The following is a 14,697-nucleotide window of genomic DNA, read 5'->3' as shown; positions in this document are numbered from 1 at the left end:
TATTGAATTTTGGTATCGCTTGTACAGGATAGGTGGGAGCCTGAGAAGCCGGAGCGCCAGCTTCGGTGGAGGCGACGGTGGGATACCACCCTGGCGGTATTGAAATTCTAACCCGCACCCCTGATCGGGGTGGGAGACAGTGTCAGGTGGGCAGTTTGACTGGGGCGGTCGCCTCCCAAAGAGTAACGGAGGCGCCCAAAGGTTCCCTCAGAATGGTTGGAAATCATTCGTAGAGTGCAAAGGCAGAAGGGAGCTTGACTGCGAGACCTACAAGTCGAGCAGGGACGAAAGTCGGGCTTAGTGATCCGGTGGTTCCGCATGGAAGGGCCATCGCTCAACGGATAAAAGCTACCCCGGGGATAACAGGCTTATCTCCCCCAAGAGTCCACATCGACGGGGAGGTTTGGCACCTCGATGTCGGCTCATCGCATCCTGGGGCTGTAGTCGGTCCCAAGGGTTGGGCTGTTCGCCCATTAAAGCGGTACGCGAGCTGGGTTCAGAACGTCGTGAGACAGTTCGGTCCCTATCCGTCGCGGGCGTAGGAAATTTGAGAGGAGCTGTCCTTAGTACGAGAGGACCGGGATGGACGCACCGCTGGTGTACCAGTTGTCCCGCCAGGGGCACCGCTGGGTAGCTATGTGCGGAAGGGATAAGCGCTGAAAGCATCTAAGCGTGAAGCCCCCCTCAAGATGAGATTTCCCATCGCATCAAGCGAGTAAGATCCCTCGAAGATGACGAGGTTGATAGGTCCGAGGTGGAAGCGTGGCGACACGTGGAGCTGACGGATACTAATCGATCGAGGACTTAACCAAGAAAAAGGTGAAGCCGAGCGTTCGCTTCTTTGCATGGATATCGGTTATCTAGTTTTGAGAGAACAAAAAAAGTTCTTGACAGAACCGATAGGTTCGTTATAATCATACTTGTCCAATTCGATATTTTGCCTAGTGACAATGGCGGAGAGGTCACACCCGTTCCCATCCCGAACACGGAAGTTAAGCTCTCCAGCGCCGATGGTAGTTGGGGCCAGCGCCCCTGCGAGAGTAGGTCGTCGCTAGGCGATAGATAATGGAGGATTAGCTCAGCTGGGAGAGCACTTGCCTTACAAGCAAGGGGTCGGCGGTTCGATCCCGTCATCCTCCACCATACATATGAAGCCGGCTTAGCTCAATTGGTAGAGCAACTGACTTGTAATCAGTAGGTTGCGGGTTCAAGTCCTGCAGCCGGCACCATCGAAAATGAGCCATTAGCTCAGCAGGTAGAGCATCTGACTTTTAATCAGAGGGTCGGAGGTTCGAGTCCTCCATGGCTCACTTTTGCGGGTGTGGCGGAATTGGCAGACGCACCAGACTTAGGATCTGGCGCCTCACGGCGTGGGGGTTCAAGTCCCTCCACCCGCACCATCCTCGCAAGACGTGCGGAAGTAGTTCAGTGGTAGAACACCACCTTGCCAAGGTGGGGGTCGCGGGTTCGAGTCCCGTCTTCCGCTCCATACATCGCCGGGGTGGCGGAATTGGCAGACGCACAGGACTTAAAATCCTGCGGTAGGTGACTACCGTGCCGGTTCGAGTCCGGCCCTCGGCATGTGCGCTCGTAGCTCAATTGGATAGAGCATCTGACTACGGATCAGAAGGTTAGGGGTTCGAATCCTCTCGAGCGCGCCATTTATCGGAGCGGGAAGTAGCTCAGCTTGGTAGAGCACATGGTTTGGGACCATGGGGTCGCAGGTTCGAATCCTGTCTTCCCGATCATTTGGATATAAAAAAGGGGCCTTAGCTCAGCTGGGAGAGCGCCTGCTTTGCACGCAGGAGGTCATCGGTTCGATCCCGATAGGCTCCACCATAATTTGTCCTTGTGGCGGCGTAGCTCAGCTGGCTAGAGCGTACGGTTCATACCCGTGAGGTCGGGGGTTCGATTCCCTCCGCCGCTACCATTAAAAGATTCGGACCTTTAGCTCAGCTGGTTAGAGCAGACGGCTCATAACCGTCCGGTCGTAGGTTCGAGTCCTACAAGGTCCACCATGTTAGTAAAATATATGGAGGAGTACCCAAGTCTGGCTGAAGGGGTCGGTCTTGAAAACCGAGAGGCGTCGAAAGGCGCGCGGGGGTTCGAATCCCTCCTCCTCCGCCATTCTACAATCCTTTGATTACCGCGGGGTGGAGCAGTCTGGTAGCTCGTCGGGCTCATAACCCGAAGGTCGCAGGTTCAAATCCTGTCCCCGCAACCAATGAAATTGGTCCCGTAGTGTAGTGGTTAACATGCCTGCCTGTCACGCAGGAGATCGCGGGTTCGAGTCCCGTCGGGACCGCCATATATCATATGTTAATGCTCAATAATGGCTCGGTAGCTCAGTCGGTAGAGCAAAGGACTGAAAATCCTTGTGTCGGCGGTTCGATTCCGTCCCGAGCCACCATTTTTATAGTCAATATTGATCGATTTAGTGAGTATATCCAAACTGGCTGCAAATTTTGCCGGCTTAGCTCAATTGGTAGAGCAACTGACTTGTAATCAGTAGGTTGCGGGTTCAAGTCCTGCAGCCGGCACCATTTGATGGCGGCTATGGCGAAGTGGTTAACGCACCAGATTGTGGCTCTGGCATGCGTGGGTTCGATTCCCACTAGTCGCCCTACTAAAACTATTCTATGCGGGTGTAGTTTAGTGGTAAAACCTCAGCCTTCCAAGCTGATGTCGTGGGTTCGATTCCCATCACCCGCTTTTCGAAACGGGCCTATAGCTCAGCTGGTTAGAGCGCACGCCTGATAAGCGTGAGGTCGGTGGTTCAAGTCCACTTAGGCCCACCATATTAAATCACTTTATCATATTCTCGTTAAATTGACTTATTGAGAGATGGACAACTGTGTAAAAAGCTTATTAAAGAATGAAGATCAATTTTTTATAAATATTCCGCAATAGCTCAGCGGTAGAGCAACCGGCTGTTAACCGGTAGGTCGTAGGTTCGAATCCTACTTGCGGAGCCATATGGAGAAGTACCCAAGTGGCTGAAGGGGACGGTTTGCTAAACCGTTAGGTCGCGTTTTTGCGGCGCGCGGGTTCAAATCCCGCCTTCTCCGCCATGCAGGCAGATTTTATATGTTCTGGCCCGTTGGTCAAGTGGTTAAGACACCGCCCTTTCACGGCGGTAACACGGGTTCGAATCCCGTACGGGTCATTTTAAAAAGCACCGTGATACATAATCACGGTGCTTTTTCTTTTTGCGGTATAGATGTAAGGCGAGATCTGAACTTCGAACTTCAGAGAAATCATATCAACTAGCTTTATGCAAAAGCATTCAAGACTTCCAAAGAGTAATATAGAGTGAAGAGCTATACAAACTTCAAGATCCGATAAAATTAAACATCATGAAGGAGGCCGGGAATCATCTTGATTGTCACTGTTTCGTTGATTACTTGGAGAGAGGCGGTGAACTCTACAAGAGGCGCTGATAATATGGAGGTAAAGGGATTTAGATTTTAACTTTATCAGTGTATAGTGTTCTCTACATATAGTAATGAAAAAAGTTAGGGAGAAGAGGGATTCATCTTCCCGGCTCTCCACTATAAGTGACTTTTCATCTTAGTTATTACCTTATACTCCTTTTCTTGTTTGCTTCTATAGCAACATCTTTTTTACGTAGGGATTTTATGCTATTAAATATTCGTCTTTCCATAAATGAATATGTCTCCTCGCCTCACCCTCATTATATGAAAGTGCGGAATTGCATCATATCCCGATTTAGTTTTACTCCAACCGTTATGGCTAATATTTGGAAAAAACATGTCTATATAATTTTATACTGCCATTCATTATAAAAACAGATTATCTGGCTTCTCATTCTTTTCCTGCTGTCCGTTATAAATTCTCCCTAAAATCCAGTGAAGTGGTGGATAAGTTAATTTTCTAATTTTCGACGCAAAAATTGCTTTCCATACTCCCCGTGATGATGAAGCGAAGCATGTTCAATTTGAATGGTTGTATGTTTAATCCCGTATTTTTTTTCTAACATCTCGTTGATTGCTAGGATGATACAAAGAGGTTGAATGTTTTCATTCACAAAAACATGGGCTGTCAATGAGTAATGATCCGATGAAATAGCCCATAGATGCATGTCATGTACGTCCTCTACTCCCTCTACGCGGTGAATGTCCGCACGGATTTTTTCAAGATCGAATTTTTCTGGGACAGAGTCCATTAGGATGAGATACGATTCACGAATGATTTTAGCGCCGCCTATAAAGATGATTGCACCAATAACCATACTTATGAATGGATCGAAAAAATAGAAATCAGTGAAGTAGATGACGATGGCTGATATAATGACCCCGATAGAACTGAGAAGGTCTCCGATAAAATGCCATAGCGCACTTTTGACGTTTAAGTTTTCTTCTTCTTTTGTACTTCGGCTAAGAACAATGGTCAATATAAGATTCACGAGCAATCCAATTGACGCAATGGTTAGCATTAATCGGAAATTGATGTGTTCAGGATGAATGAAACGTTGAATCCCCTCTATAAAAATTCCCACGGCAATGACTGCCAGAGTAAGACCATTTAAAAATGATGCAATGATTTCAAAACGCAAATATCCAAATGTGAATGTTTTATTTGGCGGTCGTGTTGCTAAATAAAGAGCAACCATGCTAAGGCCAAGAGCCAACACGTCAGAGGCCATATGAGCCGAATCAGAAAGTAATGCAAGGGAATTCGAAAGGAAGCCTCCCACTATTTCGAGCAATGTAAAACATAAAGTTAAGATCAGAGTAATCCATAAAGTTCTCTTTGATTTTGTTTGTACTTTTACGTGAGGAAGATGATGATAATCGTATTGAACCATAGGACACCTCTTTTATAATTATTATTATCTAATATTAATTATAAATAATTTCTTTCTAAAATGCAATCGATTTTATGTATAAAATATGTTGATTCTCTTTTTTTGTGTTGAAAGTTGTCAAAAAATATAAAAGTTTTTATCAAGGAATTTAATTCTTGATGTGGAATATATGTATCAACTGTAAAAAATTTTAGGAAAGGATGCGATGCTCTTTGATCGCAACAAGTCCAACGGATTTTGAGATTCATTTGTTCCATGAGGGGAGCTTATATAAAAGTTATGAGCTGTTTGGTGCACATGTCATCGAAGAGAATGGTGTCACTGGAACACGATTTTGTGTGTGGGCACCACATGCTCGCGAAGTTCGATTAGTCGGAAGTTTTAATGACTGGAATGGTGTGAATTTTGACCTTATTAAAGTAAGCGAACAAGGGGTATGGACAATTTTTATTCCTGAAAATCTAGAAGGTCATCTATACAAGTATGAAATTATTACTAGACATGGGGATGTTTTTTTGAAAGCAGATCCATATGCATTTTATTCGGAATTGCGCCCGAATACAGCTTCGATTGTTTACAATCTGAGAGGTTATAAATGGAACGACCAGGCTTGGCAGCGAAAAAAGCGGCGAAAACGAATTTACGATCAACCGCTGTTTATTTATGAGATACATCTAGGCTCGTGGAAAAAGAAAGAAGATGGGCGTTTTTATACATATCAAGAACTTGCCGATGAGTTAATTCCTTATGTTCTGGAGCAAGGGTTTACTCATATCGAACTGTTGCCTTTAGTGGAGCATCCGTTTGACCGTTCATGGGGATATCAAGGAACGGGATATTATTCAGCAACGAGCCGTTACGGTACGCCTCATGATTTAATGATGTTTATTGATCGCTGTCATCAGCAGGGGATCGGAGTGATTTTGGATTGGGTTCCTGGACATTTTTGTAAAGATGCTCATGGGTTATATATGTTTGATGGGGAACCAACGTATGAATATGCGAATATGCAAGATCGGGAAAATTCCGTATGGGGAACGGCAAATTTTGATTTAGGAAAGCCTGAAGTTCGCAGTTTTTTGATTTCGAATGCATTATTTTGGATGGAATATTTTCATGTGGATGGATTTCGTGTTGATGCGGTAGCGAATATGTTATACTGGCCAAACAGTGACGCGTTACATAAAAATCCGTACGCGGTAGAGTTTTTACAAAAGTTAAATGAAACGGTCTTTGCATATGACCCAGCCATTTTAATGATTGCGGAAGATTCTACAGATTGGCCGCGCGTCACGGCACCAACGTATGAAGGTGGGTTAGGTTTTAACTACAAATGGAACATGGGCTGGATGAACGATATGTTAACATATATGGAAACAGCGCCGGAACATCGCCAACATGTGCATCACAAAGTAACATTTTCGCTATTATATACGTATTCAGAAAATTTTATTTTGCCGTTTTCTCATGATGAAGTAGTGCATGGGAAAAGATCGTTACTGAACAAAATGCCGGGAACGTATGAGGAAAAGTTTGCGCAATTGCGTTTGCTGTATGGATATTTGCTTACACATCCCGGGAAAAAATTGTTGTTTATGGGTGGAGAATTTGGACAATTTGATGAATGGAAGGATTTAGAACAACTGGACTGGATGTTATTTGATTTTGACATGCATCGAAAAATGAATGCATATGTTAAAGAGCTACTAAAATTTTATAAGCGCCATAAGCCGCTCTATGAACTGGATCATTCTCCGAAAGGTTTCGAATGGATAGATGTCCATAATGCTGAACAAAGTATTTTTTCATTTATTCGCAAAGGGGCACAAGCTGATGATATCCTGATTGTTGTTTGTAATTTCACAAACAAAGTTTATCATGACTACAAGGTAGGAGTCCCTTTACTTGCCACCTATAAAGAGGCGATCAACAGTGATGCAGAGCTATTTGGAGGAACAGGTTGCATCAATAAAAAACCTATGATGGCTATAGAAGAGCCGTTTCATGGAAAACCATATCATGTTCGCATGACTATTCCGCCGTTTGGCATTTCGATTTTACGACCGATGAGAAAACGAGGGGAGAGAAACAGTGATGGTAAAGAAAAAGTGCGTCGCTATGCTGTTGGCCGGAGGGCAAGGTAGCCGCTTAAGCTCATTAACGAAAAATCTTGCGAAACCAGCAGTCCCGTTTGGTGGGAAATATCGAATCATTGATTTTACTCTAAGTAATTGCACCAACTCCGGCATCGATACGGTGGGGGTGTTAACACAATACCAACCTCTTCTGCTCCATTCCTACATTGGTATCGGTAGTGCTTGGGATTTGGATCGAAGAAATGGCGGCGTTACCGTACTTCCTCCTTATTCAGAAGCATCTGGTGTGAAATGGTATGAGGGAACAGCACATGCCATCTATCAAAATATCAATTATATCGAACAATACGCCCCAGAATATGTGTTGATTTTGTCAGGGGATCATATTTATAAAATGGACTATGCGAAAATGCTGGATTACCATATTGAAAAAAATGCGGACGTGACTATTTCCGTCATTGAAGTGCCATGGTCGGAAGCAAGCCGATTCGGAATCATGAATACGAATGAACAGATGGAGATTATCGAATTTGAGGAGAAACCAGCCAATCCAAAGAATAATCTTGCTTCGATGGGAATTTATATTTTTAACTGGCCGATTTTAAAGGCATATTTACAGATCGATAATGCTAACCCAAACTCAAGCCATGATTTCGGCAAAGATGTAATCCCGCTATTGTTAAGCGAAAAGAAGCGGCTTGTTGCTTATCCGTTTAAGGGATATTGGAAGGATGTCGGAACGGTCAAAAGTTTATGGGAAGCCAATATGGACTTACTCAATGAGGAGAGTGAGCTGAATTTATTTGATCACTCGTGGCGTATTTATTCTGTCAATCCGAATCAACCACCGCAATATATTGCTAGTGATGCTGTTGTGACTGAATCGCTCATTAATGAAGGATGTGTTGTTGAAGGGAGTGTCGAGCATTCTGTTTTGTTTCAAGGGGTTCACATTCAAAAAGGCGCGGTGGTAAAAGATTGTGTCATTATGCCGGATACGGTGATTGGAGAGAATGTATATATTGAAAAGGCCATTGTTCCGTCAGATATAGAAATTCCATCCGGTATGACCATTTGTTCTGACGATATTCTTCTTGTTACAAAGGAATGGCTACAAGCTCAGAATTTAGAAAAGGTTGAGAAAGGATGAGCAACAATGAATAAAATGATGTTAGGTATCATTGATGCCACAACCTACATGGAGCCGCTTCAGCAATTAACGTTACACCGTTCTGTTGCCGCTGTTCCGTTTGCGGGACGATACCGCCTAATTGATTTTGTTCTATCCAACATGGTGAACTCCGGGATTGAGAGTATAGCCATTTTTCCCAAGTATCAATATCGCTCTTTAATGGACCATTTAGGATCAGGGAAAAACTGGGACTTAAATCGAAAACGCGATGGATTATTTTTCTTTCCTTCTCCTGATTTGAATATTCCTTCCCCTCATATAGGTGCCTTCCCACATTTTGAACAACATATAGATTATTTTTTACGAAGCAAGCAAAAGTATGCGTTAATTTGTAATAGCTATACCGTTTGCAATATTGATTACCAGGCGGTGCTAAAGCGACATATTGACAATCAATGTGATATTACCGAAGTACGTTATCAAGGAAGATCGCTGGAAATGTTTGTATTAGAAACATCACTTTTGCTTGATTTAATTGCCAATCATGCTCAGACGGGCTATAACAGTATTGTTGATGTCGTTCGTGATCATCGCCATCAGTTGAAAATTTGTGACTACGAACATCATGGCTATGTTGCTGTGATCGATTCGATTGAACATTATTTCCAGCATAGTATGGAATTGCTTGATCCGGCTGTTTGGCGGCAATTGTTTGTGAAGTCACGCCCCATTTATACAAAAGTAAAGGATGAGCCCCCAACGAAATATACAGCCAGTGCCGTTGTGAAAAATTCGATGATTGCTAATGGTTGTATCATTGAAGGACATGTTGAAAACAGCATTATTTTTCGAGCTGTAAAAATTGGAAAAGGAACAGTAGTGAAAAATAGTATTATTATGCAAAAAAGCCAAATTGGTAAACAATGTGAGCTTGATAGGGTTATTATTGATAAAGATGTTAAGGTAGAAAATGATGTGAAATTACAAGGAACAGAGCGACAACCATTTGTCGTTCGTAAAGGAACGGTACAAGGAGAGATGATAAACTTATGAACATTTTATTTGTCGTGTCAGAATGCGTACCATTTGTGAAATCAGGTGGATTAGCGGACGTTGCAGGAGCGTTGCCGAAAGAATTGAAACAATTAGGAACGGATATTCGTGTGATGCTGCCAAAATACGGAACCATTCCAGAAGAGTACAAAAAACAAATGAGAAAAATCACCCAACTTGTTGTGAGAGTAGGATGGAGACGGCAATATTGCGGAATTGAAATGCTTGAACATCAAGGAGTGATTTATTATTTTGTCGACAACGAATATTATTTTAAGCGTGATCAATTGTATGGATATTACGATGATGGGGAACGCTTTTCGTATTTTTGTCGTGCAGTTTTAGACGCACTTCCTGCGATTCCGTTTCAGCCGGATATTATTCATTGTCATGACTGGCATACGGGGATGATTCCGTTTTTGTTGCGGGAAGAATATAAGAAAAATTCATTTTATGAACAGATTCGTACAGTATTTACCATTCATAATTTACAATTTCAAGGAATTTTCCCACGTGAAATTTTAGGAGATTTACTAAATTTAAGCGATCGATATTTTACTATCGAGTATTTAGAGTTTTATGGAAATGTGAGTTTTATGAAAGCAGCACTTGTGTCTGCGGATGTCATTACGACTGTTAGCCCTACATATAAAGAAGAAATCCAAACGGAGTATTACGGAGAAAGGCTCGATGGATTATTGCGAGCGCGCCAACGGGACTTAATTGGAATTTTGAACGGGATTGATGATGAGATTTATAATCCGAAAAAGGACCCTTATATTGCTGTGCCTTATGACCATTCGACGATCGCAAGAAAAGGAATTAACAAACATGCTCTTCAAGAACATTTTGGATTATCTACTGAAGAAGATGTGCCGATCATCGCAATGGTCACGCGGTTAACGAAACAAAAAGGTCTTGATTTAGTCAAGTGCGTATTTCATGACATTTTGGCGGAGAACGTTCAGTTTATTGTCCTTGGCACAGGGGATTGGGAGTTCGAGCACTTTTTTAGCGAAATGGCAGCTACATATCCTGAGCAAGTGAAAGTATATATTGGATTTAACGAAGAATTAGCGCATAAAATTTATGCAGGGGCAGACTTATTTTTAATGCCGTCAAAGTTTGAACCATGCGGACTAGGGCAGCTCATTGCGCTTCAATACGGAGCCATTCCGATTGTGCGGGAAACGGGCGGATTAAATGACACAGTACAGTCGTTCAATGAATTTACAGGGGAAGGAAACGGGTTTAGTTTTAAAAACTTTAATGCTCACGACATGTTATATACAATTCGTCGAGCACTTTCCTTTTATGAGCAAAAAGATGTATGGGAAAAAATTGTGAAAGAAGCGATGAGCCGAGATTACAGCTGGGCACAATCAGCATTTAAGTATAACCAGTTATATGCGGATTTAATGACTGGGAGTGGAAGCCATGTTCTCTAGCAAAGAAGAATTTAAGAATGTTTTTTTAAAACGGCTTGAAATGATGTATGGCAAACGGTTTGAAGAGTCAACTGTGCGCGACCAATACAACACACTGGGGAATATGGTGCGTGAATATATAAGCCAGCATTGGATCCAGACAAATGAACGCAATCGCGCGAAAAAGCAAAAACAAGTGTACTATTTATCAATCGAATTTTTGCTAGGACGCCTTCTTGGGAGCAATTTATTAAATCTTGGCATTCGTGACATCGTTGAAGAGGGGTTGCGAGAGCTAGGAATTGATTTGCAGGAAATAGAGGAGAGCGAGGCGGACGCAGGACTAGGAAACGGCGGTCTTGGCCGCCTTGCTGCTTGTTTTTTAGATTCACTTGCTTCGCTAAATTTGCCGGGACATGGCTGTGGGATTCGCTATAAACACGGACTGTTTGATCAAAAGATTGTGGATGGTTATCAAGTTGAACTGCCAGAGCAGTGGCTAAGGCATGGAAACGTATGGGAAGTAAGAAAAGAAGATTTAGCTGTAGAAGTCAGTTTTTGGGGCAAAGTCGAAATGTCACATATCAACGGTCGCTTGACGTTTCGGCATGTCGATAGCGAAAAAGTGATGGCAGTTCCGTATGATATGCCTGTGATTGGCTATGATACAAAAACGATTAATACGTTACGGCTTTGGAGTGCGGAACCTGCCAAAACGTTTCCCATTCATAAAAGCGTCATGCAATATAAACGAGAAACAGAGGCAATCTCGGAATTTTTATATCCAGATGACACACATGATGAAGGAAAAATATTACGGTTAAAGCAACAATACTTTCTTGTCGCGGCAAGTGTAGGGAGCATTGTGCGCGCTCATCGCCGTCAATATGGGCATTTATACGAGTTGCATAAACATGTCGCCATTCATGTGAACGATACACATCCTGTCTTAGCCATTCCCGAACTTATGAGAATTTTACTAGATGAAGAAGGAATGAGCTGGGAAGATGCATGGCATATTACCACTAATACGATTTCTTATACAAACCATACAACGTTATCAGAGGCGCTGGAAAAATGGCCGATTCATATTTTTCGGCCGCTTTTGCCGCGCATTTATATGATTGTCGAGGAAATCAATGAACGTTTTTGCCGTGAGCTCTGGAATCGATATCCAGGAGAGTGGAAACGGATTGAAGAGATGGCGATTATCGCTCATGATCTTGTAAAAATGGCGCATTTAGCGATTGTGGGCAGCTATAGCGTCAATGGAGTAGCAAAATTGCATTCGGACATTTTAAAGAAGCGGGAAATGAGGTTGTTTCATGAGTTTTGGCCGCAAAAGTTTAATAATAAAACGAACGGGATTACTCATCGCCGCTGGCTGTTAAAAGCAAATCCGCAGCTTTCTAAATTGATTATAAATACGATCGGAGATAAATGGATTAAAGAACCAGAAAAATTAATTGATTTAAAACCATACGCCGGCGATGCTTCATTTCAACAAGAGCTAGCAAAAGTAAAACGACAGAGAAAAACAATGTTAGCTAGGCGCATTTATGAGCAAACAGGGGTTGTTGTGAACGAGTCTTCTATTTTCGATGTGCAAGTCAAACGCCTTCATGCTTACAAGAGGCAGTTATTAAATGTGCTCCATATTATGTATTTATATAACCGCCTCAAAGAGGATTCTAGTTTTTCGATTTATCCACGCACGTTTATTTTTGGGGCAAAAGCCTCACCGGGATATTATTATGCAAAACGAATTATTAAGCTTATTAATTCCCTCGCTGATAAAGTAAACAGTGACCGACAAACGAACGAGCAACTAAAAGTCATTTTTTTAGAAAACTATCGTGTTTCGCTGGCGGAAGAAATTTTCCCTGCTGCTGATGTGAGTGAACAAATTTCAACAGCGAGCAAAGAAGCATCTGGTACCGGCAACATGAAATTTATGATGAACGGGGCGATCACCCTTGGAACGCTCGATGGAGCGAATATTGAGATTTTGGAAGCAGTTGGCGAAGAAAATATATTTATATTTGGACTTACAGCGGAAGAAGTGTTGCGCTATTATCAAAATGGGGGATATCGTTCGCATGAATATTACCATTATGATAAGCGAATTAAACAAGTTGTCGACCAGCTTGTCAACGGATTTTTTCCAGACGCTCACGATCATTTTGAGCCGATTTACGATTCCCTTTTAATGCAAAATGACGAATATTTTGTACTGCGTGATTTTGCCTCTTATGTGGAGGCACAGGAGCGGGTCGGAAAGGAATATCAACAACGTGAAAAGTGGTTACGGATGAGTGCAGTCAATATTGCCCATTCCGGTTATTTTTCCAGCGATCGAACGATTCAAGAATACGCGAATGGAATATGGAAGATTCAACCGATTGACGGGTAAAAAGGAGGGCTTTGAATCATAAGCCCTCCGCATGGAATTAATCATCGCCATTTAGCAAATCACCAATGGAACCGAGAATGCTTCCTTCGCCAACGGAGCGACCGCCTGCGCTTGGAGCGGCAGCAATAATCCGGTCAGCGAGACGACTAAACGGTAACGATTGTACCCAAACCGTTCCCGGCCCTGTTAATGTAGCAAAAAACAATCCTTCCCCTCCGAAAAAGGCGGTTTTAATTTTGCCTACATACTCAATGTCGTAATCAACTTCTTTTGTCATTGCTACTAAGCAGCCGGTATCAATTCGCAATTTTTCGCCTGGTTGAAGGTGGCGCTCATAAATTGTTCCGCCGGCGTGTAAAAAGGCAAGGCCGTCTCCTTCGAGTTTTTGCATAATAAACCCTTCACCGCCAAAAAAGCCGGTTCCGAGCTTGCGCTGAAAATCAATCCCGATGGAAACACCTTTTGCTGCGCAAAGGAAAGAATCTTTTTGACAAATGACTTTACCGCCCAGCTGACTTAAGTCCATTGGGATAATTTTTCCTGGATACGGAGCAGCAAAGGAAACGCGGCGCTTACCTGTTCCTGCATTCGTAAAAACGGTCATGAACAAACTTTCTCCTGTTAATAGACGTCTTCCTGCACCGACCAGCTTGTTCAAAAATCCTTTGCCAAAGCTTGATCCATCACCAAAAACCGTTTCCATTTCAATTCCATCTTCCATCATCATCATCCCGCCTGCTTCCGCAATAACGCTTTCGTTCGGGTCTAATTCAATCTCGACAAACTGCATGTCATCTCCATACAGTTTGTAATCAATTTCATGTGCATTCATTCTGTTCACCTCAATATGATTTTTTCATCACTTTTTATACGGAATACAATCCCTTTTTGTTTCAAAACAGGGAAAAAGACCATCAGAGCGGATGGTCTTTATCTTTTGTATAAGGATCTTTTTCATAGGCTGGTAAATCGCCGATATTGGACATAATCCCTTCGTCGTCTAAAATATTTTCTAATTGCTCATGTTCCCGCGTTGGATAAACAGTGACATGTTTGCCATACAAGTCGACGGCGGCGAAGTTTTCTAAATCCTCGACGTATCCGACGTTTTCTTCCGATTCAGCGTATACTTCACCATAATAGTCAACATTTTTTCCTAAATCCGATGGAGTGTCTGATGTGCCGTAGCGGGCCACCTCTTGCCAAGCATCTTCGGCATCGTATGTTTCCGCCTCAGCGCGGTCATCGAAATCAAATTTTCCAAACGGAGGCATGAGCACTTCTTCTTCAAGAGGCCGTTTTTGGGAAACGACTTGATCTGGACTATGCTCTTTGCAATAGGTTGTCGTCGGTAATGCTTCAAGTCGTTCATGCGGAATAGGGTTTCCGCATATTTGGCATGTGCCATATGTGCCGTTTTTGATTGCTTCAAGTGCATGTTCAATCTCTTTTAATTCTCTTTCTGCGTGCTCGTTGAGAGCGATATCTTTCTCGCGTTCATAAAGTTCTGTCGCTTCATCAGCTGGATGATTATCATAGCTGGCTAACTCGCCGACGGAGTCATGGGCATGACTCCGTTCCTTTCCAAAATGGTCATTTTGGCGTAAACGCTCTTCAAGTTCTCGTTTTGCCTTAAGAAGCTGTGTCTGGAAGGCAGATAGCTGCTCGTTCGTTAACATGATTAATGTCCCCTTCCTTGAATGAAACCTTTATCATGTAGTATGAACCAAAAACCAAAAAAAACACGG

At 42.9% G+C, this 14,697-nt stretch carries 8 protein-coding genes, 22 tRNA genes and 2 rRNA genes (1 of these 32 cut by a window edge); 29 read left to right on the top strand and 3 right to left on the bottom strand.

From position 1 onward, the window contains the following. From ISX45_RS12835 to ISX45_RS12720, 24 genes are all read left to right on the top strand, one after another. Positions 1–812: ribosomal RNA gene (locus ISX45_RS12835) — 23S ribosomal RNA — on the top strand (it extends 2,115 nt beyond the left edge of the window). 128 nt (positions 813–940) lie between these two features. Further along, positions 941–1,057: ribosomal RNA gene (gene rrf, locus ISX45_RS12830) — 5S ribosomal RNA — on the top strand. Positions 1,058–1,067: 10 nt separating this feature from the next. Continuing rightward, a tRNA-Val gene (locus ISX45_RS12825) sits at positions 1,068–1,143 on the top strand. A 10-nt stretch (positions 1,144–1,153) separates the two neighbouring features. Then, a tRNA-Thr gene (locus ISX45_RS12820) sits at positions 1,154–1,229 on the top strand. 8 nt (positions 1,230–1,237) lie between these two features. Beyond that, a tRNA-Lys gene (locus ISX45_RS12815) sits at positions 1,238–1,310 on the top strand. Positions 1,311–1,315: 5 nt separating this feature from the next. Beyond that, positions 1,316–1,400 (top strand) — tRNA-Leu (locus tag ISX45_RS12810). 14 nt (positions 1,401–1,414) lie between these two features. Beyond that, positions 1,415–1,489 (top strand) — tRNA-Gly (locus ISX45_RS12805). A 6-nt stretch (positions 1,490–1,495) separates the two neighbouring features. Continuing rightward, positions 1,496–1,581 (top strand) — tRNA-Leu (locus tag ISX45_RS12800). A gap of 3 nt (positions 1,582–1,584) precedes the next feature. Continuing rightward, a tRNA-Arg gene (locus tag ISX45_RS12795) sits at positions 1,585–1,661 on the top strand. 10 nt (positions 1,662–1,671) lie between these two features. Next, a tRNA-Pro gene (locus ISX45_RS12790) sits at positions 1,672–1,745 on the top strand. 18 nt (positions 1,746–1,763) lie between these two features. Next, a tRNA-Ala gene (locus ISX45_RS12785) sits at positions 1,764–1,839 on the top strand. Between the two features lie 14 nt (positions 1,840–1,853). After that, positions 1,854–1,930 (top strand) — tRNA-Met (locus ISX45_RS12780). Between the two features lie 11 nt (positions 1,931–1,941). Next, a tRNA-Ile gene (locus ISX45_RS12775) sits at positions 1,942–2,018 on the top strand. Between the two features lie 16 nt (positions 2,019–2,034). Further along, positions 2,035–2,127: transfer RNA gene (locus ISX45_RS12770), tRNA-Ser, on the top strand. Between the two features lie 20 nt (positions 2,128–2,147). After that, positions 2,148–2,224 (top strand) — tRNA-Met (locus ISX45_RS12765). Between the two features lie 8 nt (positions 2,225–2,232). Next, positions 2,233–2,308, top strand: a tRNA-Asp gene (locus tag ISX45_RS12760). Between the two features lie 26 nt (positions 2,309–2,334). Then, a tRNA-Phe gene (locus tag ISX45_RS12755) sits at positions 2,335–2,410 on the top strand. A 57-nt stretch (positions 2,411–2,467) separates the two neighbouring features. Next, positions 2,468–2,543, top strand: a tRNA-Thr gene (locus tag ISX45_RS12750). A 7-nt stretch (positions 2,544–2,550) separates the two neighbouring features. Continuing rightward, positions 2,551–2,623: transfer RNA gene (locus ISX45_RS12745), tRNA-His, on the top strand. An 18-nt stretch (positions 2,624–2,641) separates the two neighbouring features. Further along, a tRNA-Gly gene (locus ISX45_RS12740) sits at positions 2,642–2,712 on the top strand. A gap of 9 nt (positions 2,713–2,721) precedes the next feature. Next, positions 2,722–2,798: transfer RNA gene (locus ISX45_RS12735), tRNA-Ile, on the top strand. A 102-nt stretch (positions 2,799–2,900) separates the two neighbouring features. Continuing rightward, positions 2,901–2,975, top strand: a tRNA-Asn gene (locus ISX45_RS12730). 3 nt (positions 2,976–2,978) lie between these two features. Beyond that, a tRNA-Ser gene (locus tag ISX45_RS12725) sits at positions 2,979–3,071 on the top strand. Between the two features lie 23 nt (positions 3,072–3,094). Further along, positions 3,095–3,166: transfer RNA gene (locus ISX45_RS12720), tRNA-Glu, on the top strand. A 720-nt stretch (positions 3,167–3,886) separates the two neighbouring features. Here ISX45_RS12720 and ISX45_RS12715 read toward each other — a convergent pair. Beyond that, positions 3,887–4,828, bottom strand: a complete 942-nt coding sequence (locus ISX45_RS12715; RefSeq protein WP_181554831.1) for a cation diffusion facilitator family transporter — start codon at positions 4,826–4,828, stop codon at positions 3,887–3,889. Positions 4,829–5,040: 212 nt separating this feature from the next. On the opposite strand from ISX45_RS12715, the gene glgB reads away from it, so the two are divergent. The 5 genes from glgB to ISX45_RS12690 are packed head-to-tail and all read left to right on the top strand — an operon-like array spanning position 5,041 to position 12,949. Beyond that, positions 5,041–6,972: a 1,4-alpha-glucan branching enzyme gene (gene glgB / locus ISX45_RS12710; protein WP_374058285.1), complete on the top strand. Its 1,932-nt coding sequence runs from the start codon at positions 5,041–5,043 to the stop codon at positions 6,970–6,972. Beyond that, positions 6,923–8,074, top strand: coding sequence for a glucose-1-phosphate adenylyltransferase (locus tag ISX45_RS12705; RefSeq protein WP_220129361.1), 1,152 nt, complete (start codon positions 6,923–6,925; stop codon positions 8,072–8,074). The genes glgB and ISX45_RS12705 overlap by 50 nt, the downstream gene beginning before the upstream one ends. Before the next feature lie 6 nt (positions 8,075–8,080). Next, the gene (glgD, locus tag ISX45_RS12700; protein WP_194519131.1) at positions 8,081–9,109 is read left to right on the top strand and encodes a glucose-1-phosphate adenylyltransferase subunit GlgD; all 1,029 of its coding nucleotides are present in this window, start codon (positions 8,081–8,083) and stop codon (positions 9,107–9,109) included. Beyond that, positions 9,106–10,557: a glycogen synthase GlgA gene (gene glgA / locus ISX45_RS12695; RefSeq protein ID WP_194519130.1), complete on the top strand. Its 1,452-nt coding sequence runs from the start codon at positions 9,106–9,108 to the stop codon at positions 10,555–10,557. The genes glgD and glgA overlap by 4 nt, the downstream gene beginning before the upstream one ends. Next, complete coding sequence (locus ISX45_RS12690; protein WP_194519129.1) at positions 10,547–12,949, top strand: glycogen/starch/alpha-glucan phosphorylase; 2,403 nt, start codon at positions 10,547–10,549, stop codon at positions 12,947–12,949. Before glgA ends, ISX45_RS12690 begins: the two co-directional genes overlap by 11 nt. 37 nt (positions 12,950–12,986) lie before the next feature. Here the strand turns inward: ISX45_RS12690 and ISX45_RS12685 are convergent, their stop codons facing one another. Continuing rightward, positions 12,987–13,781 carry a TIGR00266 family protein gene (locus tag ISX45_RS12685; protein WP_194519128.1) on the bottom strand — a complete coding sequence of 265 codons (795 nt, stop codon included), beginning with the start codon at positions 13,779–13,781 and terminating at the stop codon, positions 12,987–12,989. A gap of 82 nt (positions 13,782–13,863) precedes the next feature. Beyond that, the gene (locus ISX45_RS12680) at positions 13,864–14,628 is read right to left on the bottom strand and encodes a yteA family sporulation protein (RefSeq protein ID WP_181554824.1); all 765 of its coding nucleotides are present in this window, start codon (positions 14,626–14,628) and stop codon (positions 13,864–13,866) included. Positions 14,629–14,697 lie beyond the last annotated feature (69 nt).

It is taken from the genome of Thermaerobacillus caldiproteolyticus, from assembly GCF_015326725.1.
GTDB lineage: Bacteria > Bacillota > Bacilli > Bacillales > Anoxybacillaceae > Thermaerobacillus > Thermaerobacillus caldiproteolyticus.
The sequence above is the reverse complement of the archived record's forward strand: the minus strand, read 5'-3'. Positions and strand labels throughout refer to the sequence as shown.

Excerpts from the sequence above, each read along its gene's own strand:
- glgD (WP_194519131.1), top strand. The coding sequence starts at position 8,081 with ATGAATAAAATGATGTTAGGTATCATTGATGCCACAACCTACATGGAG.
- ISX45_RS12705 (WP_220129361.1), top strand. The coding sequence starts at position 6,923 with ATGGTAAAGAAAAAGTGCGTCGCTATGCTGTTGGCCGGAGGGCAAGGT.
- ISX45_RS12685 (WP_194519128.1), bottom strand. The coding sequence starts at position 13,781 with ATGAATGCACATGAAATTGATTACAAACTGTATGGAGATGACATGCAG.
- ISX45_RS12680 (WP_181554824.1), bottom strand. The coding sequence starts at position 14,628 with ATGTTAACGAACGAGCAGCTATCTGCCTTCCAGACACAGCTTCTTAAG.
- ISX45_RS12690 (WP_194519129.1), top strand. The coding sequence starts at position 10,547 with ATGTTCTCTAGCAAAGAAGAATTTAAGAATGTTTTTTTAAAACGGCTT.
- ISX45_RS12715 (WP_181554831.1), bottom strand. The coding sequence starts at position 4,828 with ATGGTTCAATACGATTATCATCATCTTCCTCACGTAAAAGTACAAACA.
- glgA (WP_194519130.1), top strand. The coding sequence starts at position 9,106 with ATGAACATTTTATTTGTCGTGTCAGAATGCGTACCATTTGTGAAATCA.